We start from the raw sequence: 25,966 nt of genomic DNA, 5'->3' as shown, positions 1-25,966 counted from the left end.
GAGACAATGCAAGAGAATTACAAAATCCTGGTAGTGGATGATGATATGCGCCTGCGGGCGCTCCTTGAGCGGTATTTGACCGAACAGGGTTTTCAGGCACGCAGTGTCGTCAATGCTGAGCAGATGGATCGTCTGCTGACGCGGGAATCTTTCCATTTAATGGTGCTGGATCTGATGCTGCCGGGTGAAGATGGCCTGTCTATCTGCCGCCGGCTGCGCAGCCAGAGCAACCCGATGCCCATCATTATGGTGACCGCTAAAGAGGAAGAAGTGGACAGGATTGTTGGCCTGGAAATCGGCGCCGATGACTATATTCCCAAGCCATTCAATCCGCGCGAGCTGCTGGCCCGCATTCGCGCGGTACTTCGCCGGCAGGCCAACGAGTTGCCAGGCGCGCCGTCGCAGGAAGAGGCGATTATCGCTTTTGGCAAATTCAAGCTCAACCTCGGTACGCGCGAGATGTTTCGAGAAGATGAGCCGATGCCGCTGACCAGTGGTGAATTCGCGGTGCTCAAAGCGTTGGTCAGCCATCCACGCGAACCGTTATCCAGAGATAAGTTGATGAACCTGGCGCGCGGCCGCGAGTATAGCGCTATGGAGCGCTCCATTGATGTGCAGATTTCCCGTCTGCGGCGCATGGTGGAAGGAGATCCAGCCCATCCGCGCTATATACAGACAGTGTGGGGGCTGGGCTATGTCTTTGTGCCGGACGCCAGTAAAGCATGATGCGATGGTGCATCTCTCCGCGCAGTTCCTTCAGCCTGCTACTAGTCGTTACCTCGCTACTCACAAGCCTGCTAACGACATACCTGGTGATTCTAAATTTCGCTATTCTGCCAAGTCTGCAACAATTCAATAAGATTCTGGCTTATGAAGTCAGAATGTTGATGACCGACCGGTTGCAGCTGCAGGACGGTACGTCGCTGGAAGTGCCGCCGGCGTTCCGGCGCGAAATTTACCGTGAATTAGGTATCTCACTGTATACCAATCCGGCCGCGGAAGAGAGCGGTTTGCGCTGGGCGCAACATTATGAGTTTCTGAGTCAGCAAATGGCGCAGCAGCTGGGCGGCCCAACTGACGTGCGCGTCGAGGTCGTCAAAAATTTCCCCGTTGTCTGGCTGAAAACCTGGTTATCACCGGATATTTGGGTACGCATTCCGCTAACCGAAATTCATCAGGGTGGCTTCTCGCCATTGTTCCGCTATACCTTGGTGATTATGTTATTGGCCATCGGTGGCGCTTGGCTTTTTATTCGTATTCAGAACCGGCCGCTGGTGGATTTGGAACACGCCGCACTGCAGGCGGGGAAGGCCATTATTCCGCCGCCGCTGCGGGAATATGGCGCCTCGGAGGTGCGCTCGGTGACCCGGGCTTTCAATCAGATGACCGCCGGTGTCAAGCTACTGGCGGATGATCGTACTCTGTTGATGGCCGGCGTCAGTCATGATTTACGCACCCCACTGACCCGCATCCGCTTGGCGACGGAGATGATGAGCGTGGAAGACGGTTATCTCGCCGAGTCGATCAATAAAGATATCGAAGAGTGCAACGCCATTATCGAGCAATTTATTGATTATCTGCGCACCGGCAAGGAGATGCAGACCGAGATGGCGGATCTGAACAGCATCTTGACCGAAGTGGTGATGGCAGAGAGCGGTTATGAGCGCGTGATTGAAACCGATATCTGCGGCGAGGAGCTGATCGTTAACGTTAACTCGATGTCCATCAAGCGGGCGGCGCTGAATATGGTGGTGAACGCGGCACGCTACGGTAATGACTGGATCAAGGTGAATAGTGGCCGTGACATCAACCGTGTTTGGTTTGAGGTCGAGGATGATGGTCCAGGCATTAAGCCGGATCAGCTACAATATCTGTTCCAGCCGTTTGTGCGCGGCGACAGCGCGCGCAGCACAAGCGGTACCGGCCTCGGTCTGGCTATTGTGCAGCGTATCATCGACGCACATGCCGGCAAGCTGGAAATCGGCCGCAGCGCCCGGCAAGGGCTGCGTATCCGCGCCTACTTACCGCTGCCGGTCGCATCAATGGATCAAGCGGCTAGCGTCAGTGAAGCCAAAACTGCCGGCAAAAGCATCGACTAAGCGGCGGTATGACACGATGCCGGGCCAGAAAGCCTGCCGTATCCAGGCTGACCATCGCGTAGCGCGGTGCCTTGGCGAGAAGGTAACCCGTCCTAGGTACAGGAGCAGAGAGCGTTAGCGCCGTGGGCCCTCGCTCACAAGCGCCCGTCACTTGCCGGGGTGTCGGTAAATTTGGTGAAATTATCGATAAAACGCTGGGCTAAATCTCCCCCCCTTAATCCGCTATTCGCCGGCGTTGTCGTCAATATCGCCGCGTAAAATGGCGTTGATAATCGCCAGCGTGTCTTTGAGGGAGAGCCGTTTATCGCTACTCTTTCAGCCGGCATTGACCAAAAAGGCGCGTGCGCAGGCGGTGGAATGCAGAGATAAAAATGCCGCGCCAAAGTAGGCGGAAGATGGTGCCACGCCATCACGTTCCGCTCACGGTCCCCGCCAGTTTGGCGATAAAACCGGACAGGAAATGATACTGCGCCTATTCCATCGACAGGCTGGCGACCGGTGGTAAGACGCCAAAGGTATTCGCCGTAAAAATGACGCGCGTTGCGTGTTCCGCGCGCAACACCGGTTTGACGACATTCTCAATATGATCGATGGTAATCCACTCTGACGTCCGCCCGCACTACTACATTTTCCAGCAGTGCGTTACGAATCGCCCGATAAATCTCCGGCTCGACCTTCTGTGGAAAAGTGGATAGTTTTAGCGTAACAGCCCATTTAAAATTGAATACCGCCATCGTCGTCCTAGTCGTGTTCATCATCCCAGATCAGACGGCAGCGCGGCTCGGTCGATAGCGTGTTTCCAGTGCCGGAGGGCCGAAGAACAGCGCGATATCCTCGCGTCGACGTTGGCCGAACAGTGCATGGACGCGTTCCCCTTTAGCGGCAGCAGGTAGTTCATCACCAAGAACAGCTCTTTCATTTTCGCCGCCATACCATGTGGCGCCGATAAGCTGGATGCCCTCCTTGAGATTGCAAGCGACAAAGTTTTCTGAATGTCGGTCCTGTTCACGCCAGTTTGGGTGCATTTCGTCGCTCGGCCGGATGAACACATTTTAACGAGACAAAACGCACCTTTATTGGCACCGCAGCAAGCATCAATGACAAACAAGCGCTTGCCGCTAAGTTGCTGGCCTATCCGCTTTTGAGGGCGACCCCAGGTCTGCTGGTCAAGGGAATGATTGTCATTGGCGTTTTTGCCATGATCAGGCTACAATAGAGTCTCGCGTACCAGATACTTATCGCGAGGTGAGTGAGCGGTGAAAATCCCGGTATCCACCGCCACCGCGCCCGATCGAGTAAGGATTCCGCCTTCAAACCAGCTGGCGGTGGGGTCAGTGTCTTCTGCAAACATTTGGTCGTAGTCTGGATTGCACACCAGTCCGCGGCAGCCCATTATACCATAACTGAGCTATTGCTGCGGTTGCTATTGCTGCGGTTACTTACCATGTCACTGCCCATTAGTGCAATAAGTATCGTTGTCAATTGTGGGGGTTAGAGGTGGGCGCGCCGAAGGATTGACCTAACCGGGCAGGCTTTAAGTTATTTTGTGGGCGCACGGGGAATAAGTTATTACCTTAACATATGCCGCCGAAGAGGCAATCGTCCGGCAGGGTAATAGATTTAGCCCTAGATCTGTAACGCGCGACCTTCCGCCGCCTGCCGCTGTAGGGCCAGGGACGCGATGGCGTCGGCGTTAAACGGTAATGGCTGCCGCAAAAATCGCAATGCATATCCATTTCACCGTCCTGCTCGAGCATGTCGTTCAGCTTCTGTTCACCGCAACGCTGGCGGGAGCAAGTGTAAAGGAATTGCACAGATTGCGGCGGGTAGACCGTCACCTCATCTTGATGATAGAGGTGGTTAAAACCCGTTGTCCGGTAAAGCGAACAATTCGTTGCCCTTCACGTTGCGGTGAGCTGTGCAAAATGGTCGAAATCATCGGCGTGAGTATCCTGATCGAGAATACTTTCAGCAGGCCGGTGGCAGCCATCTGGCCCTAAGTTCGCTAGTGCAGATAAACAATCGCGTCAGCAATTGCTCCGATTACAGAAGGTAGTTTGCTAGACAATCCGAGACCTTCCAGAACCGACCACCCCCACCGCTCGCCCTCCGCTGGCGTCCGCGGCGATTTCGCCGTCAACACGCGCCAGGCCGCGCATATTCTGCCGATCGTCGCCGTTCATCACCGCCAGACGCAACGGGCCGTTCCCTTGTAACTGGACGGTGATCTCGCCGGTAAACTTCAGCGTGGTGGTAAACAAGCTGGTTGCCACCAGAAGCCCCCTACACAGCGTTTTCTGGTTGTGTTGGCTCAATACACCCCTGACGGAATATTCTTTAAAAAGATAACGGTGCAGCTGGTCTTGATGGGTCATTATGGTCTCTCATGCCTGCGGTGCCGCCGGGCGGGTTATTGCGCCTCACCTGCCATATTTAAATTTAATCAGATTGCGGCGTTCTTTTTGATCCAGGCGCTTGTCGGATGGGGCATCATAAGGGCATTTGCTTGGCGAAACTGGCATCGTTCCCCTGACACAACTGCGCCCATCGCTGAGCGAGTGGCGCTGATCGCCAATTGCGCGCACGCTCACCTGACGTTCGTCATTATTTTCTTATTGCCTTGATGCAGCATAATCTCTATGCCCAGCTCTATCGTTTTTCTCGGCTTGCTGCGCCGTCCATTAAAAATGCGCCGCCCACAGCCACTTATCCAGCCGCACGGCCGGAATCTTGCCGTTAACATCTTTGGGTTCATTGGGTTCATTTCACCTCCGGGTTGTCAGGCGCCCCATGCCGGCCAGCGCAGGCGGCAGCACGCGGCAATCGCTCAGTACCGAATGCTGCCGGAACGCCTTGGGGCACCTAGCAAAAATCGGGATTGCTGACGCCAAGACGATAGCGCTCAATGTATGGTGCACGCTGTGATACTCCAGATTTATTAGCGCGCCAGCTTCGGTCGGAGTGATAATGCCGCCTTTCCGCCTGAACGAGGGCCGCAGTGCACGCATTAAGCCGCTTTGGCATCTGAGCGGACTGCCGCTCATTGCGTCCTCCGCTCAGATGCCAAAGCGGTTACCGCCCGGGGACACCGCTCATGGTTAAAGTAGCCATCATAATAGCGCCGGATATTCCGCGCCCGGCGTCGTTCGTTGTGCAGGTGACGTATCAGCAAAATGGTGTTAAACGCGGCGACCGTCAGAAGCAACATCAACAACAGCGACAACGTGGTGCCCACGTTGCGCCACAGAGAGACCCTTTCGGGCTCGATATGTAGCGAGATGTGACGTGTGTCGTGGGCCTCGACGGTGATATTGGTAGATAACGCCATCGGCGTTAAACAGTGTGTGCGGCGGGTAGAGACCCTCCCCGGCGCGAACTTCACTAATTACGCTGGCCTAGCGAATAGCATGAGCTGCAACGGTTGTCTAGTCAGTTGCTGCTCTTCGTCGCATCAAAACCGCCTGGCGGTAGGCTGTTGAGCGCGTGAGTGGCGTTACGCGTTTCGCTGGCAAAATGGTCGGCGGCGGCGTTGACCAGCTCTTTCAACGTATCGATGCTTGCGGGACGCAGCGGAATATTAATGCCTTTCAATGAACCCGCGCGGACGCGTTTGACGATCGTCGGCCAGTCGCGCCCGTTGGCCAAATGCACTAGCGCCGATTGTGGTCTTTTATTTAAGGAGCGGTGTCATCCTGACATCACGCCTTGGTCTTCAGCACGCTGCCGCTAAAATCATCAAGCAGTATCATGCCGGATTTTAAAATGGCTGAGGCCAGCCCGGCGTAGTTTTGTTTTCATTGCTCTGGACCGGATGCAGCTGATTGTTCGCCTGCTACCTTGGCTGGATTCGCCGAATAGCCCCAATGCCGTGGGATGCCGCGCAGGCGGTGGATATCCTGACGATTGCGCGGTGGCGTCGGGCGAACCGCAGCCTGCGCGGGCCAGCGCCGCCAGCCAGGCCTAGACCACGATGGGCGCTAGCAGGCTCGGCAGTATTAACAGCAGCAGCGCGCTGCAAAGAAACGTCCGCGCGCCCGGAAGGACGACTAGATGGTCTGCTCCTGTAGCGTTTATGTGGCGCATCGGTCGCCAGGCCATAACTAGTGATGGCGTGCTACAGCATAGACATTTTCACTGCGCAGCGTCAGTCAGCAGCTGGCTATGATGTGGGTAATGCCCGATAGCCGCGCGCTCTTCCGCCCTCAGCTTGCGCAGAAATGTCTGAATGAACGACAGACGTTTGCTTGAGACAAGGCAGCACGCCTAATAGCGCCGCCGACAACCAAAACCATCGCACAGGCAAGCACGCCAGCCAATACAAAGACGATCGCGGTCGTGCTAAACCCCACCCACAACCTCATAAATACCATACCAAAATTAACTGTCGTTGCAAGGACTCATACCAGCGCTGCTGCTCAAATGGGCCTGCGGCGAACGCAGTGATTTATCGGCTAAAACAGGCATAGTAACCGATGAGGTTAACAAGCCCGCTGTTGCGAATATATCAGCATTTTCCTATTTTATTCGCCGTTTGCCAGATTTATGCGCCACTGTTTTGACGGAATGAGAAGGGCATTTGCGTAGACAGGTTGCGGCTTGGTCCCTTCTGACGCACAATGTTGACCAACACGGTAGCCGGGCGTCCCCAGTCCTCCTATGCGCAATCTGCAGGAACGATATGGATAAGAATCTGCAAAAACCCAAAATACATCGCGTGGCGACCGTTGCCCAATCCCGCCTGTTCACTGTTGAATCCGTCGATCTGGAGTTCAGTAATGGCGCGCGGCGGGTGTATGAGCGTATGAAACCTTCCTATCGCGAGGCGGTGATAATCGTGCCGGTGCTGGATGACCATTTGTTGCTGATCCGCGAGTACGGCGCCGGCATTGAGGATTACGAGCTGGGTTTTCCAAAGGGGCTTATTGACTCCGGCGAAAGAGTGGTGGAGGCGGCCAATCGCGAACTGATGGAGGAGGTGGGCTTTGGTGGGCGCGCCTTTACCTTTTTGCGTCGCCTGAGTATGGCGCCGTCCTATTTCTCTAGCAAAATGCATATCGTGGTAGCGCAGGATCTTTATCCCCGGCGGCTACAGGGGGACGAACCGGAGCCGCTGCCGCTGGTGCGATGGCCGATAAGCCGTATGCTAGCGTTGCTAGATGAACCTGATTTTTGCGAGGCGCGCAATGTGAGCGCGCTGTTTCTCACCCATGCCTGGCTCAATCAGGTACCAGGGTCAAAATAACTCCTCCCTGGCGCCCCTGGTGCCAAAATAGACCCCGCCTAGCGCATCAAACGTCGAGGCGAAGAGAGTCCATTCCCGGCGCAATCCGGCGTCGCGTGGAATATCTTTGCCTGGCATAAACACCTTCGTTTTTTGACTATCCCGGCCACTGGCGTAGCCGAATCTTGCCAGCATGGGTCGGCGGTGGGTTGTGCGGCTGCCAGTCGGAGCAGAGCCGGCATCCAAGCAGAAAATAGGCACATCATTGAAAATGATCTCCAAGGTTAACTCGTTATCCAGCACGGTGATAAACAGAAACCGCCGACATCCATTCATCCATTTGGCGCGCTAAAAGCTGTTGCCCCGCCTGCACCACGTCCGTCGCCTTTTCGCGTCGGGCCTTGCTGCGTGTCGCTTCTGAACGGCCGTGCCCAGTGCATGCCCCGCCAGCGGCAGCAACCGTTGCTGCCGTCGACCATCATTTTTACCGTACCGGCGACACTGGTCTCGGTCACGACCGCCGTATGTAGCAGACCGTAGACGGGTCGGGTCTTCAGCCTATCGCGGATATACCGCGCGTCCCAGGGCGACTCGCGGACTTTCCAGGGTATGCCGCTCGGACCGCAGTAGCCGTGGCTACGAAGGTAATTCCAGTGGCATTTGATCGGGCCCGATCGGGATATGGAGTTTCTCATCTCAGCTCAAAGAGGCGGTGTTATACGTTGAGATAACGCTGCGTATTCTGCGCAACTGGCGCATTACGCTGGATTTGCGGCTGAACAAGCATGCTCCGGGCAGTATCATCAAGCAGGGAGAAAGCTAGAGTGTGACCATGATACGGAAGAATTAAAACTCAGATTGCAGACAGCGAGACCATCGTGCTCGGCGACATATTCCAGCATTAAAAACAGCAGAGCAACGATCGGGTGCCGCTATTGACCGATATTCCGCTAGTCTGGGCGTTATTTAAGTGCAAACAAGCGAATTATAAACAACGTGAATTAGTTATTTTTATTACATCCACCCGCATATCAGGGTAGACTACCGCCGACTAAACTAGTCGATATGCAGCAACAAATTATGCGTTTTTTCGTTATCAATTTGACGCTATCGGCGATTTCGCTTACAAGCGTAATCGATGATTATCACTGATTTTGCGTCAAATGTCATACCTGTGATGATACCAATGATACCTGGGATCATGCTTGCAGTGTAGGCATCAACTTAATCGGTTGCCAAACTGCCCGGAGTATTGAGATAATTTTCATCTGATTCTCGTACCAATGCTCATGAGGTTTTAGTTTAGGTCCCGCCGCTAATTTGATTGGCGGGGCGGGTTGTCATTAACGAATAATCTTAGTAATACCGAAAACATGGCAGAGAAACGCAATATCTTTCTAGTTGGGCCTATGGGTGCCGGCAAAAGTACTATTGGGCGTCAGTTGGCTCAACAACTTAGTATGGAGTTTTTCGATTCTGATCAAGAGATTGAGCGACGCACTGGGGCTGATGTGGGCTGGGTATTTGACGTAGAAGGAGAAGATGGCTTCCGCGATCGAGAAGAGAAAGTCATCAACGAACTGACCGAAAAGCAAGGGATTGTGCTGGCCACCGGCGGCGGCTCCGTGAAATCGCGCGAAACACGTAACCGCCTCTCAGCTCGCGGTGTGGTTGTTTATCTTGAAACCACCATTGAAAAACAGTTGGCCCGTACGCAGCGTGATAAGAAACGCCCGCTATTGCAAGTTGAAGCTCCGCCGCGCGACATTCTGGAAGCGCTGGCTCGCGAGCGTAACCCGCTGTATGAGGAAATAGCGGATGTCACTATCCGCACCGACGAACAAAGCGCTAAGGTTGTTGCTAACCAAATTATCAATATGCTGGAAAGCAACTAATCTGAATTAATGAGATGCCGAAAAGGTTATTGAGCGTCCCATGGAGAGGATTACCGTTACATTAGGGGAACGCAGCTACCCGATTACCATTGCCGCTGGATTATTCAATGATCCGGCGTCTTTCTGGCCGTTAACGCGCGGCGATGACGCCATGCTGGTAACTGATGATCGCCTCGCGCCTTTGTATCTGGACTCCATGAGCAAGCAATTGAGCCAGGCCGGCGTCAAGGTCGATCGGGTGGTCTTGCCTGACGGCGAGCAGAACAAATCGTTGACGGTACTGGATCACGTTTTCACCGCGCTGTTGACCAAGCCCCATGGCCGCGACACCACCATCATCGCGCTCGGTGGTGGGGTCATCGGTGATCTGGCCGGCTTCGCCGCCGCCAGTTACCAGCGGGGCGTGCGGTTTATTCAAGTTCCCACCACGCTACTTTCTCAGGTCGACTCGTCGGTGGGCGGTAAAACAGCAGTCAACCATCCCCTCGGCAAGAACATGATCGGCGCCTTCTATCAGCCCGCCTCGGTGGTTATCGATTTGGACTGTCTGAATACGCTGCGGCGGCGGCAACTCTCCTCGGGCCTGGCGGAAGTCATCAAGTACGGCATTATTCTTGATGCGGCGTTTTTCGCATGGCTAGAGGACAATCTTGAGGCGCTGCTGGCCCTGGAGCCACGGGCGCTCGCTTACTGTATCCGCCGCTGCTGTGAGCTGAAAGCGAACGTGGTGGCTGCGGATGAATGCGAGCAGGGGCAGCGCGCACTACTTAATCTCGGCCATACCTACGGTCACGCCATCGAAATCCATATGGGTTATGGCAACTGGCTGCATGGCGAAGCCGTGGCCGCCGGAATGATGATGGCGGTGCGCGCCGCGCGCCGCCTCGGCCAGTTCAGCGATACGGACGCCGAGCGGATCAGTGCGCTGCTATTGCGTGCTGGCCTGCCGATCAGCGGGCCAGCGGAAATGGCTACGGAAGATTACTTGCCGCATATGATGCGCGACAAAAAAGTCATTGCCGGCCAGCTGCGTCTGGTGCTGCCGGTGACGCTCGGCAACGCGGAAGTGCGCGCCGGCGTAGCTGATGATATGGTGGTGGCATCAATTAAGGATTGCCAGGCCTGAGCTGGTCGGCTGTACGCCAGGGCGCGTCGGCATGGCCGGTTTAATGTGATAATCCTTCTTGCGCTCCGGCGATGAAAAGTCCCTCGGAGAGTTTTATATGTATGAGTTCAAGTCAGAAAGCGAACTGAGACCAGATAACAGCGATCGCCGCTCCTGCCAGCGTAAGGGTCCGACCGCACTGAAAGTGCTGGTATCCAGGCAGCCTTTGATGATAGGTATCTGTATTCTGGCGCTACTGTTGCTAGTGATCAGTATCGGTTCGGCGCTGAAATCCTCGTCGCATACCGATTCAAGCCGCCAGAGTGCTGACAATAACGGTCAGCGTAATAGCTCCGACACCACTTCGTTTTCCCCTGGCACCACTGCGTCGGTGGCGAACAATTCTCAGACCAACAGTTCCCCGGCGGCGGCGAACGGTAGCGATGGTACCTCCTTGCGGCAAGAGCTGCGCGGGCCGCAGGTCGCCTCAACGCCAACGGAAGCCGCGCCGGTCACTACGCCAAGCGGGCAGCAGCGCGTAGAATTACCGGGCAATATGGCCGAGACGCTGACCAAACGGAGAGATCGGGTTGACGGCGTGGCTGCGCAAATGAACGGTCAGGGACCGGTTTCGACTCTGCTCACCGCGGCAGCCACTCTGGCACCGGGCAGCCGAAGCGGCACACAACCACACAAATCAGTGTCAACCGCGCCGGCGAAGGCGCCTGCCGATGCGCGCTGCGAACCGAAACGAACGCCAACAAGCGCCCGAACGCCGCCCGCTTCTGCCCCCTCCACGACCGAGGGCAGCGCAGTGGGAACGATTCAATCTGCACCGGTTGGTTATTACACGCTACAGTTAAGCAGCGCTTCGCAGCCGGCTACGCTTAATGCCTATGCGCGCCAACAGCAACTGAGCCATTATTGGGTGTATCAGACACGACGAAACGGCAAGCTTTGGTACGTGCTAGTTAATGGGGTTTATCCTTCGCTGTCGCAGGCCAAAAACGCGTTGGCGAAATTGCCTGCTGATGTGCAGGCCAAGAAACCATGGGCGCGGAAAATCGATCAGGTTAAAAAGGACCAAATAATTAAGCGTTCCTGAAGATAGCGCTGTAGCGCTATGGTAAACAAGGCATAATCCGAGGCTCTGGGAGTGTGAGTAGTAGCGAAGGATGGAGAAGAACCGCGCGTTTTTGAAATGGGCTGGGGGCAAATATCCGCTAATTGAGGCTATTCGCCGTCACCTTCCGGCGGGCGATTGCTTGATAGAGCCTTTTGTCGGCGCTGGCTCGGTGTTCCTCAATACGGATTACGAGCGCTACATCCTCGCTGATATAAACAGTGATCTCATCAATCTGTTCAATATCGTTAAAGAGCGTCCGAATGACTTTATCCGCGACACCCGCGAATTGTTTGCCGCTGATGCTAACAGCTCAGAGGTTTACTACCTACTGCGCAGCGAGTTTAATCTCTGTACGGAAGCCCACCGGCGCGCGGTCCTGTTTCTTTATCTCAACCGGCATTGCTACAACGGCCTGTGCCGATATAACCTGAGCGGTGAGTTCAACGTCCCTTTCGGCCGCTATAAAAAGCCGTATTTTCCGGAGTTCGAACTTTACCAGTTCGCAGAGAAAGCCCGCCGAGCGGTATTTGTCTGCGAGCACTATCAGCAAACGCTGTCTCGTGCCGCACCGGGCTCGGTGGTGTATTGCGATCCACCCTATGTGCCGTTCTCTACCACCGCGAATTTTACGGCATACTATACTAGTAGTTTCAATTTGACAGAACAGAAAAATCTGGCGCGCCTCGCCAACCAGCTGGCTCGCGAAAGTCGGATACCGGTGTTGATTTCCAATCACGATACCGCGCTGACCCGGAAATGGTATGGCGATGCGGTGCTGCATCATGTCACGGCGCGACGAACCATCAGCAGCAATGTCTTCGGGCGCAGTAGCGTAAATGAGCTGTTGGCGTTATATCTTTAAGCGGGGCCGCCCCGCCGCAGATTGACCGTGATTGACGGGAGGCAAGGATGAAAAACTTTTTAATCGCCCCTTCCATCCTTTCTGCGGATTTTGCTCGCCTGGGTGAAGATATTGCCCGAGTGATATCCGCCGGGGCGGATATCGTGCATTTTGATGTGATGGATAATCATTATGTTCCTAATCTGACCATGGGGCCGATGGTTCTTAAAGCGCTGTGCAGCTATGGTATTACCGCGCCCATTGATGTGCATTTGATGGTGAAACCGGTCGATCGCTTGATCTCTGATTTTGCCGCCGCCGGCGCCAGTTATATTGCCTTTCACCCGGAGGCCTCTGAGCATATCGATCGCTCGCTGCAGCTCATAAAGGAACACGGTTGCAAGGCCGGACTGGTGTTTAATCCCGCCACGCCGCTGAGTTGCCTTGAGTATGTGCTGGATAAACTTGATGTTATTCTACTGATGTCGGTCAACCCTGGTTTCGGCGGTCAGTCGTTCTTGCTTTCTACGTTTGATAAACTGCGTCAGGCGCGGCGGCTAATCGATCTTAGCGGCAGAGATATCCGGCTAGAGGTGGACGGCAGCGTCAAAGTGGACAACATCGGCGCTATTGCCGCCGCGGGCGCTGATATGTTCGTCGCCGGCTCCGCCATATTTGGCCAGCCGGACTACCGTACCGTCATCGATGCCATGCGTCACGAATTGGCGGGAGCGGCGCGGGATGCGTGAAGCACTTCCTATCCGCGGTATCGCGTTTGATTTTGACGGTACCCTAACCGACAGCGCCCACGGCTTAACCGCTGCTCTAAATCAAATGCTTTCAGAGCACGGCCGGCCTGGCGCGTATCGCCACCTGGATCGGCAACGGCACCGATGTGCTGGTGAGGAGCGCGCCGCGCTGGACTACCCAGACGAAACCGGACGCTACGCTGCAGAGGCCGTCCGCCTGCGCTTCGATGAGAGCCATGCTGGGATGGTAGCGGCGGGCAGTACGCGGTGACCAATAAGCCCACGCCCCTCGTCGTGCCGCTGCTGGCTTCGCTCGGTATCGAGCGCCATTTCGCGCCGATTATTGGCGGCGATGACGTTTCCACCCAAAGCTGCACCCAGCTCTGCTTTATCTGGCGCTCGGTCATTTTGGGCTTTATGCTCGCAAGCCACTGTTCATCGGCGATTCACACAATGGTATCCTCGCGGCCAAAGCCGCCAGCTGCCCAGGCGCTGGCATGACCTATGGCTATAACTACGGTGAAGCGATCATCTTGAGTCATTCGAATTACATTCTGAACCGTTTTGCCGATCTTTTGCCCGTGTTCGGGCTGTCATCTTCCGTTAATCAGGATGTTTAAAATGAGTAAGCCCATCGTATTCAGTGGCGCGCAGCCGTCAGGGGAGCTGACCATTGGCAACTATATAGGTGCGCTGCGCCAGTGGGTCACTATGCAGGATGATTATGATTGTATTTATTGTATCGTTGACCTGCATGCTATCACCGCGCGCCAAGATGCCCAGCAGCTTCGCAAGGCGACATTGGACGTTCTGGCACTATATCTATCCTGCGGTATCGATCCTGCCAGAAGTACGGTTTTCATTCAGTCACACGTACCGGAGCATAGCCAGCTGGGTTGGCTGTTGAACTGCTACACTTATTGCGGCGAACTCAGCCGAATGACCCAGTTAAAGGATAAATCGGCCCGTTACGCTGAAAACATCAACTCCGGGCTGTTTAATTATCCGGTGCTGATGGCGGCGGATATTCTGCTTTATCAGACCAATCAGGTGCCGGTTGGGGGCGATCAGAAGCAGCACTTGGAGCTCAGTCGCGATATTGCTAAGCGGTTTAATGCACTGTATGGCAACATTTTTACTATTCCGGAACCGTTTATTCCTAAGTCTGGCGCACGGGTGATGTCGTTGCTAGATCCGACGAAAAAGATGTCGAAATCGGATGATAACCGCAATAACGTGATAACTCTGCTTGAAGATCCAAAATCTGTGGTCAAGAAACTCAAGCGCGCGGTAACTGATTCCGATGAGCCGCCAGTGGTGCACTACGATCCAGTGACGAAACCCGGTGTTTCCAATTTGCTGGATATTCTTTCAGGTCTGACCGGCAAGCCGGTGGCTGAACTGGAGCAGGCGTTTGCCGGCAAAATGTACGGCCATCTGAAAACCGCCGTCGCGGATGCGGTGTCGGAAATGCTGACGTCGTTACAAGCTCACTACCATGTCCTACGCGCCGATGAGGCCTATTTGAATCAGGTCCTGCGCGACGGGGCGGAGAAAGCTCGCGCTCAGGCCAGCGTGACCCTAACTAAGGTTTATGAAGCAGTGGGTTTTGTCGCCAAGCTTTGAGTGATGTACACTCCTCACGCGCCAGCCTGATGCCGCTATGTTCAGGTCAGCGCGCCTTTTGCCATATTTGCCCCTCCCGACAAAGGCGATGAATTTTGAGCAGCTGTCATTCTATTGCGGTTATGTTATCTACCATTCAGGCCACGGTAAAAGCGAGGTAAGCCACGCCTAATCCTCTTCTCAAACTATTAGTCACGTTCGACCACCCTGGCGTGAAGGTTTATAGAAAATCATACTCGAGCAGGGAATCATTCACCGTCTGGCACAGCAAAATAACGGTAAGCGGGACGGTGAAGGGGTTCTCAACGTCAAGGGCGGATGGCGATACCGCCCTTGATACCGCCCTTTGTGGATTCATCTTGATACCACTTAAACCATCGGTGACCAGCATTGGAATGAGTCCGGAATGCTGTTTGAATGGATGCCCGTTGGGCGGAGAGCAAGGCTGAGCTGACCCACGAAAACCCACGCCTGGCAGACGCTGTATAGCAAATCGCAAATGGCATTCAGCACGTACACAGTCATATGGACGTCTCCGATCCGTCGCTTCTTTGCATAAAGTTTTCGCGTTGCTGTATAAAGTACGATCGGCTGGTTGACGTTCATTGCAACGAAAACCGTGGCGACGCTGGTGCTGGAGGCCCGGCTGGACGGTATAGTGGCGCATATACCGCGCGACTGTTTCGCCTACTGAAACAGTCGGGCATCAATTTCGTTGCCAATCCGCTTGTGAATGCTCACTTGCATGGCCGTTTCGATGATTATCTCAAGTGCCGCGGCGTCACTCGCGTGAAAGAGATGAACGCCGGCGGCAACTCCACCTACAACAAAATCCCCCTGCGGCTGGCTATCCTAGTCTCCGCTGGTGGAAAATAACGCTGCATCCATTTCGTCACGATGTCGCGATTTAGCTGATGGCAGGTGCGCATCCGGCTTACGCGTTTCAGGTAGTGCCCCTGGAGCAGAAATTCTACAATGGCTAACTGCGGTTGCGTGGATGTGGCGCCGGTGCCAATATATAATGCCCTCTCCACATAGCGTCTAGGTTCCATCAAAGGACTTGATCGTCCGTGGACGGGACAGTAATAGGCAGGATCCACGTAAACGCCGTCTTCTGGGGTATCGTAGCATTGCGCCAGCGCCAACAGCGCCACCTTGTGGGAGACAAGCATCAATAGTCCGGTGGATCATTAAATCGGGATCAATTCAATCGCCTTGACAGGCGATTGCTTGAGGGCGAGTTCCAACGCCTCCAAGCTGATGGCAGTGATGGGCCGCCAGTGCTCTCATGCCAAAACCTTTCAAGATTTGGGTGACGCCGTGAAAGCTGAGGGAGTTCACAGTCACAACATCCTCCGGCTGATATAGCACATGGATGGCGATCGACAGCGCTATATGACAGCCCATGCTATTGACAGATGAATAGCCGGATCCGGACAGTGATTAACTGCCGAAGCTCAAGCACAAAATAGGCCTGCTGTACGGTGCTGATGCTGACGCCTGTTTCACGCTCAACCTGTGCACCGAGGGCAGCCGCTGGCCCGCTGGCCGCGGTCGTATAGGTCTGATTTGATACGGTCGCCGATGATATCGGCCAGATGATGGTAACGGGTCGTGCATACTTCGTACAGATGGCTATTAAAAGCGCAGAAACCGGTACAGATCGCGCACTAGATTGCCATTATAGTTTAATTATTCTAAATCTATATGACTAAAATAGTGCATTCTGAATCTGTACCGTAATAAGACAATCTTCCATAACACATCATATTCCTCTCACCCTAACCACAGGATCTATGATGAAACGTCACCACAGTGCCTTACCGATTCAATGTCGGCGGCAATCGACCCCTCCCCGCCTGACCCACCCATAGATGGTCAGGTTTTGTACGTCGCTGACGTCTTTATCGGCGCGACAAACAGAACCCGTTAGCGCTCAGAAACGACCAATTATCAGATATTGGTTTAGTACATAGTGATATTCATCACTATAATGAATCGCTTACCAAAAACCGGCGATGCCTACATGATCATTAAGGGACGCCATAAGCCGCCAGGGAGTGCCCTGCAGAACGAGCTTTTCCGTCAGCAGTTCCGCCGCCTCAAGTCCGCCCGTAAAAAGCCTGCGCGACGACTTGTTCAGCGCCCAGCCTAAGCGTTAATCATTATATTATAACAAGACATCCACCGGCGCCATGCCGCCGATGAACTGTGCCGGGAAGAGCATTATCGACCAGTTGGCAATGCCCGCCAACGTGCCGGCGACAGACAAGCCAAGCAGCCCGATTTCAGTGACGGTATCAAATCCAAGCCCGAAACCCCACCGGGCATATCAGCTTTTACGTGTCAGATGGAACAGTTTGCCAAGCAGGCGGTACATCAGCCCGTGCCCATCGGCCCTTCGGATGCCGCGCTGTCGCCTTGTTTGAGCCGACGGAAACGGCGCCAGATGCCTTGCAGAATAAGGAGTTCTCAGCTCCATCAGCAGCAAACCGCTGAAACGGCCTAGCTTATCAGTTCACCATAGGTATGCAGCCACCCATGTTGTCCTGGAAGGTGGAAGCCGCCAGCGCGATAGCCAAGGTGGCCAGAATGACAATCGCAGAGCGTCCTAGGGAAAAGCCCCACCTCCGTCTGGCTCTGGCCCTACTGCACATTTGATGGCTTACAGCGTCGATGGCGGCAATATGGTAGGTGTCTACCACACGGCGCAACCGTAGCTCCAAGCGGGTAGGCTGGTGGCATAAGGGCGCCATTGTGTCCAAAAGCGAGCAACGCCCAAGTCCAGCTGAACAGCTTGGCCCCAATCAGCGCCGCCAACAACAGCGGAGCGCGAGAAACGGCGGGGAAGATCCGGTCATGTTCACAACGTCCTTATAGACATGGATAAATTAATGTTTGCGCCCCAGCACGAAGGCGCATAGGGCGTCAGGCCGCCAGGGCGACAGCGGACCGGCGCAGCTGTCGGCTCTTCGCTATGTAACGTTTGCTAGCAAGGTCGATCCCAGCCCAACCGGTGTGCGGGACTACTATGACATGACAAGCCGGCGCGCAACATCAGACGATTGCTTGAGTATGGGTGCGATGACGGCTCACGAAATCCAGCAGTGGGCACAGAATGAATACCGTAATATACGGTAGAAGCAGATTGAACGTTTGCAGCGCTGCACCCACACCATAGCGGGCCACGGATGGAACCCAGTGCCAGCAGCACGCCGACCAGCATCTGGAGCAGGAACGAGTCGGTAAGCAACAGGCACTAGTCGCACTGCCGTCCCGCATACAGATGGGTGATGAGGTAGGTGCCGATAGACATGGTAATGCTGCTCTAACCATGCTCAGCACAAACATCGACAGGGAAAATACTATCAGATTATGGCAGCTCGTCGACCTCAAGACCCCAAGCACCATCAGTAGACAGCCGAACATCAACGGCCATTTCAAGGGAATAATCTCCATCATCCAGACATTGAGAAATATCACCGCTAAAATGCTTGAGTTTAGGAAAGTAAAGGTATTACTCATACTGGAAACGGGTAACTGGAAGTGGTCGGCGTGTTGCCTAGTACAACGCCGATGACAATCACCAGGCGCACCGGTTAGTCCACAAGAAAAACCAATCCATGTTAGTCTTAATTTATTGTTTTGATTCATTGTAGTTCCAGTTTGACGATAACTGGTGAAAACGAGTCTGGAAACAAACAGCGTCCTGCTTTCTCGCGGGAAGCATGATACTATCATGACTTATTTATTATTTGTTGTTAGATATCTAGTGAATAACATTCTTCCGCGGGTGGAAGAATGGACTTCTCATCACAGTGTGGCCGGCGTAAATATTCCGTTACGTAAAAAGGTAAATGGCTGGCACTGCCGGAAGTGGTTCTTTAGAATCTAAGCGCTTCCTGTGGCCTTATATCTTAGAATTCTTATGCTCAACGCTCTCCGTAGACCGCTTGCTATCTTGCACCCTGACATTTTGCTCTTCGAGTGCTCATGCCGCGGCACAGGCCTACCACGTACTGCTGACAACTCCAGCAGGAAACATCGAGCTGAAATTGGACAAAAACAAAACGCCGTTTTCAGTGAAAACTTTGTGCAGTACATTAATAGCTGTTTTCATAATAACACTATTTTCCACCGTGTGATACCGGTTTCCTGATCCAGGGCGGCGGTTCAACCAGGATATGTCGCAAAAGCCGATCCAGGCGCCGATTAAAAACGAAGCCGACGATGGCCTGCGCAATACCCGAGGCGCGATTGCTATGGCGCGCACTGCCGATAAAGACAGTGCCACCAACAAATTTTCATCAACGTAGCCGCGACAACGCCTTCCTCGATCACATCCAGCGCAATTTCGGTTATGCCGTCTTTGGCGAGGCGGTAACAGGGAAGGTGGCGGACAAAACTGCTCAAGTGCCCATTAAGAATGAGGCACCGCACCAGAACGAGTCGGTTAAGCCAATTGACAGCATCGACGCATAACGTCCCATGGCGTTGCGCGCTATGCGCCTCTTCGGGGTGAGGGTGAGGGCCTGGGCTTGACGGCTTCTAGCGCCTGATAATACTTCGTTTAGGGCGCTCAGGCGCTCGGCCCTCCATGCCGTACGACTTCTGTGGTGCGATGGCGCGCGATGTGGCGGCGGTAGGCGGCCCAACGAGTTGCCGCGTGTGCCGCGGCGCTGGCCCGCGATATCGTGCCGGCGTTGTCCGGCAAACGATCCGTGCCTCATGCAGGCACTGAGGGGCGTTTAATCCACAGGTAATCCACAGGAGTCTCTCTTACTACTCCTGTTCTGAGCGAGGGGCGTGGGGCTCACCCTGAAATCCGCCATTCCTCTCTTGAGCGGGCAGCGCCAGCCTTCCGCGTCCTTCACGGCAAAGCCGCTAATGTACGTTATACTTATTTCTTTTCAGGAAACCGGCAGTGTCTGATTAAGTGCGGTTTACGCCAGTACCCAGCTCGATGGCTATGGTATAGCATTTCGCGGCCACGCTGGAAGGCGAAGCGCTATCCGCACACTTGGACGCGCTGAGGAGGTATTATGAACGATAAATCGACCATAACCGCAATCCCTATTTATCCATATCTGAAGATGCTTCGCAATGTTCTGAGCATTCATGAAGAGTCGCGGGCCACAGGAAGCGGGATTGGCGTTGACTGCGCGGTGCGGTGTCGCTAGCCGCTTTGTTCAAAAGGGCGGTGAGCTAGCCGAGTGACGATGTATAAATATCCCAGTCACCAGAAACCCACCGCCTACCGCTTGCCGCTTTTCGCGCTGAGCCCGTGCTAACTCGGTGTGCGGGGTGCAGAGTGTCAGACAGATCGTCATCTCCCAGTTAGCCTTCGGCGTCGTAGTAATTACGGCGTTCGGACGGCGTCCACCTCTATGATGGGAGCAATGCTTGGCCGTCTAGTAGACGGCAACACCTTCAGCCCCCGCCATTAACACTCACGGTTGAATGGGACAGCGCTGGCTTCTGCCTGAATTCAGATCATCGCATTGTGCGTAATGCCAAGCCTGTAGGTAAAGCGATTCAGCTCCGATAACCAGACACTGCGGGCGCGGTCAACATTCTGCCTTTTTATCTCTGTCTCCCGGACAATGCGGCGCTGGTCGTAGTCATGTCGCTGCCGTTGTCATACACTTGCTGCTCATCAAGGTTCAGCGTCAATCTGCGCGCAAAGACATCGCAGAAAAGGCGCAATAGGTTATGCTTCAAAGGGTATTATGAATGGATTGCTAATAATCGATAATTACGACTCATTCACCTGGAATCTCTATCAGTATTTCTGTGAGCTGGGGATGCAGGTGATGGTGCGCCGTCATGATAGTCTGGATATAGCGGATATCGAGCGGCTGGCACCGGCGCATCTGGTTATCTCCCCCGGCCCGGGGACCCCGGACCAAGCCGGTATCTCCCTGGCCGCCATCCGGCATTTTGCCGGCAAGCTGCCCATATTAGGGGTTTGTCTTGGGCACCAGGCTATCGCGCAAGCGTTCGGCGCCTCCGTTGTCCGTGCGCGTAACGTCATGCACGGCAAAACCTCCGCTATTCGACACGATGGTCAAGGGGTATTTTCCGGTCTATCGCAGCCGTTGACGGTAACGCGTTATCACTCGCTGGTGATTGATGCGGCCAACGTGCCGTCCTGCCTGGCGGTAACCGCCTGGAGTCAGCACGAGGGAGAACCGGATGAAATTATGGCCATTCGCCATCGCTCACTGCCGTTGGAGGGTGTACAGTTTCATCCTGAAAGCATCATGAGTGAACAAGGTCACCGGTTGCTGGCGAATTTTCTTGATCGCTAACGGCGGTCTAATTTGGATAGCGCTTGACTTTAGTGTGATTTTATTCATAGCACGTAAATATATTTTCACTCATATTATATTTTAAAGTGACCGCCTTATGAAAACAGGCAATGCGGCAGTTACCTAGGAAACCTTCGATCAAGTTAGCTGGTTTATGCATCCGCCTAGTTCGTTCCGGTAAAAGGCAAAGGCAGGTGGGTTTGGGATCAGCAAGGCGCGTCGAAAACTCAAGGGAGACGCTGTGCGGCACACCGGCGATGTCTTCCTACTGTACCCACTGACCTATGCAGTGGCGGAAGCCGCGTTGAGCTCTCATGAGGCGAGTGGTATCAACGAACGCCACGAGCGTTTCATCCAAGCGCTGCAGGATATTGACGAAAAAATATCAGGTCTTCGCGCAGGTACGTTGTATGGGACTGCTGCTTGGCGCGGAGCTGGCATCGAGCTTCAGGGGCGGGTGAGGAATTTTCTACATGCCGCCGTTCTGGAAAGGCGCATGATTCTCAATGTCAGCCACGATGTGATTTCCTTCTCGCTGTCGCTGGAGGTGGTGTTTGCTGATATTGATGAGGGCTTGACGTGGTTTGAAAAACCGTGGCGCATGTGACGGCGCAGCCTGACAGAGTGACAGACGTCATCGCTATCGGCCGGCCTGTGCCCGTCCGGCGGCCTGGGGCGGTTTCCCCTCTTGAACCACGGCACCAGTTTGGCAGTGCATCGTGCACAACCGGTGCACGAGCCAAAAACCGTGCTGCTGCCGCTTCGGCCACGCCACCGACGAATCGTATGCATCACACCGATGTGGAGCAGTATGCGCCGCAAATGACATTCCATGAGCGTCGCCGCCTGATCCTGCTGGCCGTTAGTGTTGAAATACCCAGATTTCAACACTCGGGCTGTCGTACTCCACCGTTGCTGACAACTTTGCTGCGCTACCTCGCAAGAGGCCAGATAGTCGGCCGCCAACGCATTGGCCAGCATACAATGATCGCGCGCTAGCGTCATCATGGCGTTGATGTGTGCGATAATGAACTGACTATGGGTGCTCCATAAGCGCATATCACTCAGATAGTGGAAATTAAACCAGGCTCCTGCATTGCCGGCTAAGGGAGGTGAACAAGGCGTTGTGCGCTTGGTTGACCCGCATGTGGGCATAAGTAGCGTGAGCGAGCCGGAGATTCCGCTCCAGCGCCTGATGGTCGTTTTACAGCCCCCTCTGCCAACCATTCTGACTGACAAACATGATGGTCATCTGCAGATTGAACGCTGGGTTCAAACTGCTACCGATCGCTAGCATGAAGCCAGGCGGACGATGTTGCGCAGCGCTATCGATCTCAAGGAGCAATAACGAACGGCGACGGCCAGAACGGCAACTGCTGCTGGTTATTCGCCATCACATTATGATGACAGAGAGGCGCTGGACATAACAGGCAATAGATACTGCTTAGCAGAACTGGCCACCGGGTTATCCGGATGGTAGAAGGCAATTTTCCGGCGCCGACAGGGCGGCGACGATACGCGCGTTGTAGCGTGATACCGGCTCGGCGTGGCTTTGCTGAACCAGCTTTTGCACTTTACCGGCTGATGTAGACTCACCGCGATATTGCAAATCCAACGCGACCCGGAAGGCCCGCAACAGTCTTTTGTGTGGTTGAGATGGTTGGCGAGAGCATATTCAACTGCCAATACACTTGGGCAATCTGATTGATAGCCTTTCTGACGGGCGAACAGCGTCGGCAGCGCACTGTCCGTCGGTGTGCTGAGTTAGCAAGTTGTACTTCGTGCCATAGCCGGAACCACAGCGCGTCAAACAGCCCATACCAGGCGCTCCCCGCCAGATAGAGTAGCGGCGGCCAAAGCGGCACATTGCCGGTCAACCCCAGGGTAGATACCGCGGCAATTAGCAATGCCGGCAGCAAGCGGTCGTGTAGCAGGCGTATTTCGCCGCTGACACCGAACAGCCCTGGAAAATACAGCTCATGGCGAACGGCGAGCAACCGACCACCAGCCGCTTAAAACACTCATAGAGCTGATCAGGTTCGGCGATGTTGCGCAGGCGGGTACCAGCGAGAACAGCAGACCTTGCTGCAGGCTGCCGAACACAGTCCGACGGCGACCGGCAGGCAAAGCATAATGGTCTGCCTGCAGGGCATAACTCAGGGCATAACTCACTTCGGGGTGATAGATGAGTCTATGCCACATAAGTCAGCTAAAGAGGCATGGCCATCCTGGCCATGCCTGTGGTGAAAGGGGATTAGCGGGTTCCGTAAACGACAATGGTTTTCCCGTGGGCAGAGATGAGATTTTGATCCTCAAGCATTTTCAAAATACGGCCGACCGTTTCCCGTGAACAGCCAACTATTTGGCCAATTTCCTGCCGGGTGATTTTTATTTGCATACCGTCAGGGTGAGTAATTGCGTCCGGCTGCTTGGCTAAATTCAGTAACGTTTGCGCGATACGCCCCGTCACATCCAGGAAAGCCAGGTTGCCAACTTTCTCTGAGGTCACCTGCAGGCGGCTGGCCATTTGTGAAGACAGACGCATCAGAATGTCGGGATTGACCTGAATCAACTGGCGAAATTTCTTGTAGGATATCTCAGCCACTTCACAGGCCGTTTTTGCTCGTACCCATGCGCTGCGCTCTTGCCCCTCTTCAAACAACCCCAATTCGCCGATAAAATCCCCCTGATTCAGGTAGGAGAGGATCATCTCCTTGCCTTCTTCGTCCTTGATAAGCACTGCGACGGAACCTTTAACGATATAATAGAGCGTTTCTGCCTTTTCACCCTGGTGAATCAACGTACTCTTCGATGGGTACTTATGAATATGGCAATGGGACAGGAACCATTCGAGAGTCGGGTCTGTTTGCAGTTTGCCGAGAACCATTAGTTGTTATCCTCTTTTGTCTCGCCGCTCTGTTTATGAACGGCGTATTCCCTGTAAGGTAAGGTGTTATTATGATGTCTTCCGTTCATAAACGGAACCTCGCAAGGGAACTTATCAGGGTCCGATGTTGATGACATTTCGATTGCTCTCTTGCTTTTCACTGTCAGTGAGTTTGATCCTGCCTTGTTTTTAGCATAGCTTTAAGAGACTGTCTTGTGTTGTCTCGATTCAGCATGATGCATCTGCGGTTACATTGCCAGTTTGGCAGCAAAGGTAGTCTTCCACAAAGAATATTATCAGAAGTTAACGATATGCAAGCGCGAGTAATAGGGTGGAAAGGCTATCTTTTATCGGCAAATCCGCCTCGGGCCACCAGATTATTATGGATGGCAACAGTGGTGAAAAGGTTCCAAGTTCAATCGAAATGCTGCTTATGTCCGCCGATGGCTATAGTGCCATTGACGTGGTTTCGATTCTGCAAAAGGGGCATGCCGATGCGCACGACTGTGAGGTCAAGTTAACCTCCGCGTCTGTTTACCCAAATCAAATTGTTCGCTCTCGCTGATGCAGGAAAAGCCGCCAGTATCATCCACACACAGCTTTGAAAATTGCTTGACTAGAGGCGCCATGATGAATTCAATCACCAAGACCCATTTGCCGCCTGATACCGCCAACGTATTGATATTGTAAATAAAAGATCCCTTGGGAAAATCCATGACGTCCAGGCCGCGAAGTGAATAACCATAAAGCGTTCATCAAGCGCCGGGGATGGCTTTGGCGACGAACGGATCGGAGGTGTCCATTATGGGCACTTACTGAAAGTTGGTATGGGTACGGGAAAATTGCGGCATGATAAAGTTGAAGTTGATATAATCTTCCATGGATCGCACTACGGAATCCATGATCGCTTCGCGGGAGTGGCTCCGCTCTCCGCTCGTTGGTATCGCGCACTAATTTCTGAATTCACTCCGGATTGACTATCGACACTACCCCGCCAGCAAATCCACGTGCCGCGCAACGTCATTATGCTCGGTCACAACGCCGCCATGCAGCCCCTCGTAGAATAGAAGGTCGGTAGGCCCCGGCAGGGGCTGCCAGGGGAGTGAGGGGCCGTGGACCTGATTATAAGAAACCGCTTTGTCGTGGGCATGCAAACATTTGCGCGCCTGCCCGCGTCCGCTTTCTTCATAAAAGGTTTTCCAGAAGATAGGGGTTATTCACATCCGGAAATAACTCACGTGCAGACCTAAACGCGCGCTTTACATGGCCTAATCCATTTCCTGCCGGGTGAAATAGTGAAAATTATCGCCTTCTAACCCCGCTGCGCGAATGTGCAATTGTTGAAAGATTTTGTGAAAAGCCAGGCTGGTGGTCGTAGTCCCGGTGCCATTAGAGCTGGTAACTGCAATAATTGGACGTTGTGCTGACATAGATGAGACCTTAATAGTATTGATAACCTCTGTCATATGACGTGCGGGCGGCCGAAAGTTATTGTTATCACATTTTGGCGCTGCAGGACCACCGCAGGCTTGCTTGTTTCCGCCATGCGGACGCCAGGGCCGGTCGAGGCAGCGGCGGGGAGAGCTGCATCGCCGTCGCTAATCGGGGCAGAACTGACCGCGCGTATGATACTAATGCTTTCATGCAACTCTGACCACGTCAGCACCGCTTCGCCGGACTGCACCTGGCGTAACACATCCGCTACCTTCTGTTGCAGGCTTTGTTCCCACTCGCCATAATCTGTGTTCTCGCGCAGCACAAACGATTCGCTCAAATTATATAACGTGAACGATTCGCTCAAATTATATAACGTGGCGGGACAACCCCTCCCATGGAATGATTATTTTCGATATTTCTCCGGCGGTGGTCCGGGGTGAAGCGTGACGAACTTTCACCGAATGGTCGGGAGCAATAGTGCGGGATATAGTACGGGATATGTGGAGATGGAGTTGGGTCTGTTTTATCGGCCGCCCATGTCGGCCTTTTGCGTCCCATGCCGTTGGTGCTTGGCATGCAGTGCATGCTGTTGTCGGGCTTGTGGTGTCGGCAGTCTCATCACCCTTTACGCCCTGCATTTTACGCTAAAAGTTGGTGCCATTTTATCAA

22 protein-coding genes and 13 pseudogenes are annotated in these 25,966 nt (G+C 54.0%); 16 read left to right on the top strand and 19 right to left on the bottom strand.

The genetic code is table 11. From position 1 onward, the window contains the following. Positions 1–6 precede the first annotated feature (6 nt). Both ompR and envZ read left to right on the top strand, forming a co-directional pair. Positions 7–726, top strand: coding sequence for a two-component system response regulator OmpR (gene ompR, locus GPOALKHO_RS05950; protein ID WP_406701677.1), 720 nt, complete (start codon positions 7–9; stop codon positions 724–726). Beyond that, positions 723–2,099: a two-component system sensor histidine kinase EnvZ gene (envZ, locus tag GPOALKHO_RS05945; RefSeq protein ID WP_406701675.1), complete on the top strand. Its 1,377-nt coding sequence runs from the start codon at positions 723–725 to the stop codon at positions 2,097–2,099. Before ompR ends, envZ begins: the two co-directional genes overlap by 4 nt. Positions 2,100–2,677: 578 nt before the next feature. On the opposite strand, the pseudogene GPOALKHO_RS05940 reads toward envZ, so the two are convergent. The 6 genes and pseudogenes from GPOALKHO_RS05940 to GPOALKHO_RS05915 all read right to left on the bottom strand — a co-directional run bounded on the left by GPOALKHO_RS05940 (position 2,678) and on the right by GPOALKHO_RS05915 (position 5,848). Further along, positions 2,678–3,124: pseudogene (locus GPOALKHO_RS05940) on the bottom strand (phosphoenolpyruvate carboxykinase (ATP)). 549 nt (positions 3,125–3,673) lie between these two features. Beyond that, positions 3,674–4,474: pseudogene (locus GPOALKHO_RS05935) on the bottom strand (Hsp33 family molecular chaperone HslO). 45 nt (positions 4,475–4,519) lie between these two features. Continuing rightward, positions 4,520–4,828 (bottom strand): annotated as a pseudogene (locus tag GPOALKHO_RS05930) (heat-shock protein). 311 nt (positions 4,829–5,139) lie between these two features. Beyond that, positions 5,140–5,427, bottom strand: a complete 288-nt coding sequence (locus tag GPOALKHO_RS05925; protein WP_406701673.1) for an IgaA/UmoB family intracellular growth attenuator — start codon at positions 5,425–5,427, stop codon at positions 5,140–5,142. 101 nt (positions 5,428–5,528) lie between these two features. Further along, positions 5,529–5,750 carry an IgaA/UmoB family intracellular growth attenuator gene (locus tag GPOALKHO_RS05920; protein ID WP_406701672.1) on the bottom strand — a complete coding sequence of 74 codons (222 nt, stop codon included), beginning with the start codon at positions 5,748–5,750 and terminating at the stop codon, positions 5,529–5,531. Positions 5,751–5,797: 47 nt separating this feature from the next. Then, entirely contained in the window at positions 5,798–5,848 is a 51-nt protein-coding gene (locus GPOALKHO_RS05915) for a hypothetical protein (RefSeq protein ID WP_406703408.1), read from the bottom strand. Positions 5,849–6,777: 929 nt separating this feature from the next. Between GPOALKHO_RS05915 and nudE the strand changes: the two genes are divergently transcribed. Next, the gene (gene nudE, locus GPOALKHO_RS05910) at positions 6,778–7,341 is read left to right on the top strand and encodes an ADP compounds hydrolase NudE (RefSeq protein WP_406701671.1); all 564 of its coding nucleotides are present in this window, start codon (positions 6,778–6,780) and stop codon (positions 7,339–7,341) included. On the opposite strand, the gene GPOALKHO_RS05905 is transcribed toward nudE, so the two are convergent. Continuing rightward, the gene (locus GPOALKHO_RS05905) at positions 7,333–7,656 is read right to left on the bottom strand and encodes a hypothetical protein (RefSeq protein WP_406701670.1); all 324 of its coding nucleotides are present in this window, start codon (positions 7,654–7,656) and stop codon (positions 7,333–7,335) included. The genes nudE and GPOALKHO_RS05905 overlap by 9 nt on opposite strands. Further along, the gene (locus GPOALKHO_RS05900; RefSeq protein WP_406701669.1) at positions 7,653–8,015 is read right to left on the bottom strand and encodes a hypothetical protein; all 363 of its coding nucleotides are present in this window, start codon (positions 8,013–8,015) and stop codon (positions 7,653–7,655) included. Before GPOALKHO_RS05900 ends, GPOALKHO_RS05905 begins: the two co-directional genes overlap by 4 nt. 225 nt (positions 8,016–8,240) lie before the next feature. On the opposite strand from GPOALKHO_RS05900, the pseudogene GPOALKHO_RS05895 reads away from it, so the two are divergent. The 8 genes and pseudogenes from GPOALKHO_RS05895 to trpS form a co-directional block, all read left to right on the top strand. Further along, positions 8,241–8,360 (top strand): annotated as a pseudogene (locus GPOALKHO_RS05895) (hypothetical protein); the annotation flags it as partial. Positions 8,361–8,693: 333 nt separating this feature from the next. After that, positions 8,694–9,215 (top strand): shikimate kinase AroK, encoded by a 522-nt coding sequence (gene aroK, locus GPOALKHO_RS05890; protein ID WP_406703407.1) that lies wholly within the window; start codon positions 8,694–8,696, stop codon positions 9,213–9,215. Between the two features lie 40 nt (positions 9,216–9,255). Beyond that, entirely contained in the window at positions 9,256–10,341 is a 1,086-nt protein-coding gene (gene aroB / locus GPOALKHO_RS05885) for a 3-dehydroquinate synthase (protein ID WP_406701668.1), read from the top strand. Between the two features lie 97 nt (positions 10,342–10,438). After that, the gene (locus GPOALKHO_RS05880) at positions 10,439–11,425 is read left to right on the top strand and encodes an SPOR domain-containing protein (protein WP_406701666.1); all 987 of its coding nucleotides are present in this window, start codon (positions 10,439–10,441) and stop codon (positions 11,423–11,425) included. Positions 11,426–11,495: 70 nt separating this feature from the next. Continuing rightward, positions 11,496–12,308, top strand: a complete 813-nt coding sequence (gene dam / locus GPOALKHO_RS05875; protein WP_406701664.1) for an adenine-specific DNA-methyltransferase — start codon at positions 11,496–11,498, stop codon at positions 12,306–12,308. 47 nt (positions 12,309–12,355) lie between these two features. Then, a complete protein-coding gene (gene rpe / locus GPOALKHO_RS05870) occupies positions 12,356–13,036 on the top strand; it encodes a ribulose-phosphate 3-epimerase (protein WP_406701663.1) in 681 nt (226 codons plus the stop codon). Continuing rightward, positions 13,029–13,656: pseudogene (locus GPOALKHO_RS05865) on the top strand (HAD family hydrolase). The gene rpe and the pseudogene GPOALKHO_RS05865 overlap by 8 nt, the downstream one beginning before the upstream one ends. A gap of 1 nt (position 13,657) precedes the next feature. Beyond that, positions 13,658–14,662, top strand: a complete 1,005-nt coding sequence (trpS, locus tag GPOALKHO_RS05860) for a tryptophan--tRNA ligase (RefSeq protein ID WP_406701661.1) — start codon at positions 13,658–13,660, stop codon at positions 14,660–14,662. 220 nt (positions 14,663–14,882) lie between these two features. Here the strand turns inward: trpS and GPOALKHO_RS05855 are convergent, their stop codons facing one another. After that, positions 14,883–15,020 carry a hypothetical protein gene (locus GPOALKHO_RS05855; RefSeq protein ID WP_406701660.1) on the bottom strand — a complete coding sequence of 46 codons (138 nt, stop codon included), beginning with the start codon at positions 15,018–15,020 and terminating at the stop codon, positions 14,883–14,885. A 68-nt stretch (positions 15,021–15,088) separates the two neighbouring features. Here GPOALKHO_RS05855 and GPOALKHO_RS05850 point away from each other — a divergent pair. Beyond that, positions 15,089–15,475: pseudogene (locus GPOALKHO_RS05850) on the top strand (hypothetical protein); the annotation flags it as partial. A 1,357-nt stretch (positions 15,476–16,832) separates the two neighbouring features. Here GPOALKHO_RS05850 and GPOALKHO_RS05845 read toward each other — a convergent pair. The 4 genes and pseudogenes from GPOALKHO_RS05845 to GPOALKHO_RS05830 form a co-directional block, all read right to left on the bottom strand. Then, positions 16,833–16,970 (bottom strand): annotated as a pseudogene (locus GPOALKHO_RS05845) (HoxN/HupN/NixA family nickel/cobalt transporter); the annotation flags it as partial. A gap of 205 nt (positions 16,971–17,175) precedes the next feature. Further along, a complete protein-coding gene (locus tag GPOALKHO_RS05840) occupies positions 17,176–17,418 on the bottom strand; it encodes a hypothetical protein (protein ID WP_406701659.1) in 243 nt (80 codons plus the stop codon). A gap of 301 nt (positions 17,419–17,719) precedes the next feature. Further along, positions 17,720–17,851 carry a hypothetical protein gene (locus GPOALKHO_RS05835; RefSeq protein ID WP_406701658.1) on the bottom strand — a complete coding sequence of 44 codons (132 nt, stop codon included), beginning with the start codon at positions 17,849–17,851 and terminating at the stop codon, positions 17,720–17,722. Positions 17,852–17,930: 79 nt separating this feature from the next. Next, positions 17,931–18,316: pseudogene (locus GPOALKHO_RS05830) on the bottom strand (MFS transporter TsgA); the annotation flags it as partial. Positions 18,317–18,615: 299 nt separating this feature from the next. Here GPOALKHO_RS05830 and GPOALKHO_RS05825 point away from each other — a divergent pair. The 3 genes and pseudogenes from GPOALKHO_RS05825 (at position 18,616) to GPOALKHO_RS05815 (ending at position 21,580) form a co-directional block, all read left to right on the top strand. Beyond that, positions 18,616–19,144: pseudogene (locus GPOALKHO_RS05825) on the top strand (peptidylprolyl isomerase). 1,247 nt (positions 19,145–20,391) lie between these two features. Further along, positions 20,392–20,973 carry an aminodeoxychorismate synthase component II gene (locus GPOALKHO_RS05820; protein WP_406701657.1) on the top strand — a complete coding sequence of 194 codons (582 nt, stop codon included), beginning with the start codon at positions 20,392–20,394 and terminating at the stop codon, positions 20,971–20,973. Positions 20,974–21,214: 241 nt separating this feature from the next. Beyond that, complete coding sequence (locus GPOALKHO_RS05815; RefSeq protein ID WP_406701656.1) at positions 21,215–21,580, top strand: hypothetical protein; 366 nt, start codon at positions 21,215–21,217, stop codon at positions 21,578–21,580. 298 nt (positions 21,581–21,878) lie between these two features. On the opposite strand, the pseudogene GPOALKHO_RS05810 reads toward GPOALKHO_RS05815, so the two are convergent. From GPOALKHO_RS05810 to crp, 3 genes and pseudogenes are all read right to left on the bottom strand, one after another. Next, a pseudogene (locus tag GPOALKHO_RS05810) lies at positions 21,879–22,129 on the bottom strand (hypothetical protein); the annotation flags it as partial. Between the two features lie 436 nt (positions 22,130–22,565). Further along, positions 22,566–22,970, bottom strand: coding sequence for an FUSC family membrane protein (locus GPOALKHO_RS05805; RefSeq protein WP_406701655.1), 405 nt, complete (start codon positions 22,968–22,970; stop codon positions 22,566–22,568). A 257-nt stretch (positions 22,971–23,227) separates the two neighbouring features. Next, a complete protein-coding gene (gene crp, locus GPOALKHO_RS05800; RefSeq protein WP_406701654.1) occupies positions 23,228–23,860 on the bottom strand; it encodes a cAMP-activated global transcriptional regulator CRP in 633 nt (210 codons plus the stop codon). Between the two features lie 311 nt (positions 23,861–24,171). Here crp and GPOALKHO_RS05795 point away from each other — a divergent pair. Further along, positions 24,172–24,386, top strand: a pseudogene (locus GPOALKHO_RS05795) (hypothetical protein); the annotation flags it as partial. Here GPOALKHO_RS05795 and GPOALKHO_RS05790 read toward each other — a convergent pair. The 3 genes and pseudogenes from GPOALKHO_RS05790 to GPOALKHO_RS05780 all read right to left on the bottom strand — a co-directional run. Then, positions 24,373–24,576, bottom strand: coding sequence for a hypothetical protein (locus GPOALKHO_RS05790; RefSeq protein WP_406703498.1), 204 nt, complete (start codon positions 24,574–24,576; stop codon positions 24,373–24,375). The pseudogene GPOALKHO_RS05795 and the gene GPOALKHO_RS05790 sit on opposite strands and share 14 nt — an antisense overlap. A gap of 96 nt (positions 24,577–24,672) precedes the next feature. Next, positions 24,673–25,290, bottom strand: a pseudogene (locus tag GPOALKHO_RS05785) (phosphoribulokinase). A gap of 194 nt (positions 25,291–25,484) precedes the next feature. Then, positions 25,485–25,661, bottom strand: a pseudogene (locus GPOALKHO_RS05780) (YheU family protein); the annotation flags it as partial. Between the last annotated feature and the right edge of the window lie 305 nt (positions 25,662–25,966).

Origin of the sequence: Sodalis sp. (in: enterobacteria), assembly GCF_036327475.1 — a bacterium.
In the GTDB taxonomy this organism is placed as follows: domain Bacteria; phylum Pseudomonadota; class Gammaproteobacteria; order Enterobacterales; family Enterobacteriaceae.
The sequence above is the reverse complement of the archived record's forward strand: the minus strand, read 5'-3'. Positions and strand labels throughout refer to the sequence as shown.

Excerpts from the sequence above, each read along its gene's own strand:
- crp (WP_406701654.1), bottom strand. The coding sequence starts at position 23,860 with ATGGTTCTCGGCAAACTGCAAACAGACCCGACTCTCGAATGGTTCCTG.
- aroK (WP_406703407.1), top strand. The coding sequence starts at position 8,694 with ATGGCAGAGAAACGCAATATCTTTCTAGTTGGGCCTATGGGTGCCGGC.
- GPOALKHO_RS05880 (WP_406701666.1), top strand. The coding sequence starts at position 10,439 with ATGTATGAGTTCAAGTCAGAAAGCGAACTGAGACCAGATAACAGCGAT.
- GPOALKHO_RS05900 (WP_406701669.1), bottom strand. The coding sequence starts at position 8,015 with ATGAGAAACTCCATATCCCGATCGGGCCCGATCAAATGCCACTGGAAT.
- GPOALKHO_RS05790 (WP_406703498.1), bottom strand. The coding sequence starts at position 24,576 with ATGGATTTTCCCAAGGGATCTTTTATTTACAATATCAATACGTTGGCG.
- ompR (WP_406701677.1), top strand. The coding sequence starts at position 7 with ATGCAAGAGAATTACAAAATCCTGGTAGTGGATGATGATATGCGCCTG.
- GPOALKHO_RS05840 (WP_406701659.1), bottom strand. The coding sequence starts at position 17,418 with ATGGCGCCCTTATGCCACCAGCCTACCCGCTTGGAGCTACGGTTGCGC.
- nudE (WP_406701671.1), top strand. The coding sequence starts at position 6,778 with ATGGATAAGAATCTGCAAAAACCCAAAATACATCGCGTGGCGACCGTT.
- aroB (WP_406701668.1), top strand. The coding sequence starts at position 9,256 with ATGGAGAGGATTACCGTTACATTAGGGGAACGCAGCTACCCGATTACC.
- trpS (WP_406701661.1), top strand. The coding sequence starts at position 13,658 with ATGAGTAAGCCCATCGTATTCAGTGGCGCGCAGCCGTCAGGGGAGCTG.
- GPOALKHO_RS05925 (WP_406701673.1), bottom strand. The coding sequence starts at position 5,427 with ATGGCGTTATCTACCAATATCACCGTCGAGGCCCACGACACACGTCAC.
- dam (WP_406701664.1), top strand. The coding sequence starts at position 11,496 with ATGGAGAAGAACCGCGCGTTTTTGAAATGGGCTGGGGGCAAATATCCG.
- envZ (WP_406701675.1), top strand. The coding sequence starts at position 723 with ATGATGCGATGGTGCATCTCTCCGCGCAGTTCCTTCAGCCTGCTACTA.
- rpe (WP_406701663.1), top strand. The coding sequence starts at position 12,356 with ATGAAAAACTTTTTAATCGCCCCTTCCATCCTTTCTGCGGATTTTGCT.
- GPOALKHO_RS05855 (WP_406701660.1), bottom strand. The coding sequence starts at position 15,020 with ATGAATCCACAAAGGGCGGTATCAAGGGCGGTATCGCCATCCGCCCTT.
- GPOALKHO_RS05905 (WP_406701670.1), bottom strand. The coding sequence starts at position 7,656 with ATGAATGGATGTCGGCGGTTTCTGTTTATCACCGTGCTGGATAACGAG.
- GPOALKHO_RS05820 (WP_406701657.1), top strand. The coding sequence starts at position 20,392 with ATGAATGGATTGCTAATAATCGATAATTACGACTCATTCACCTGGAAT.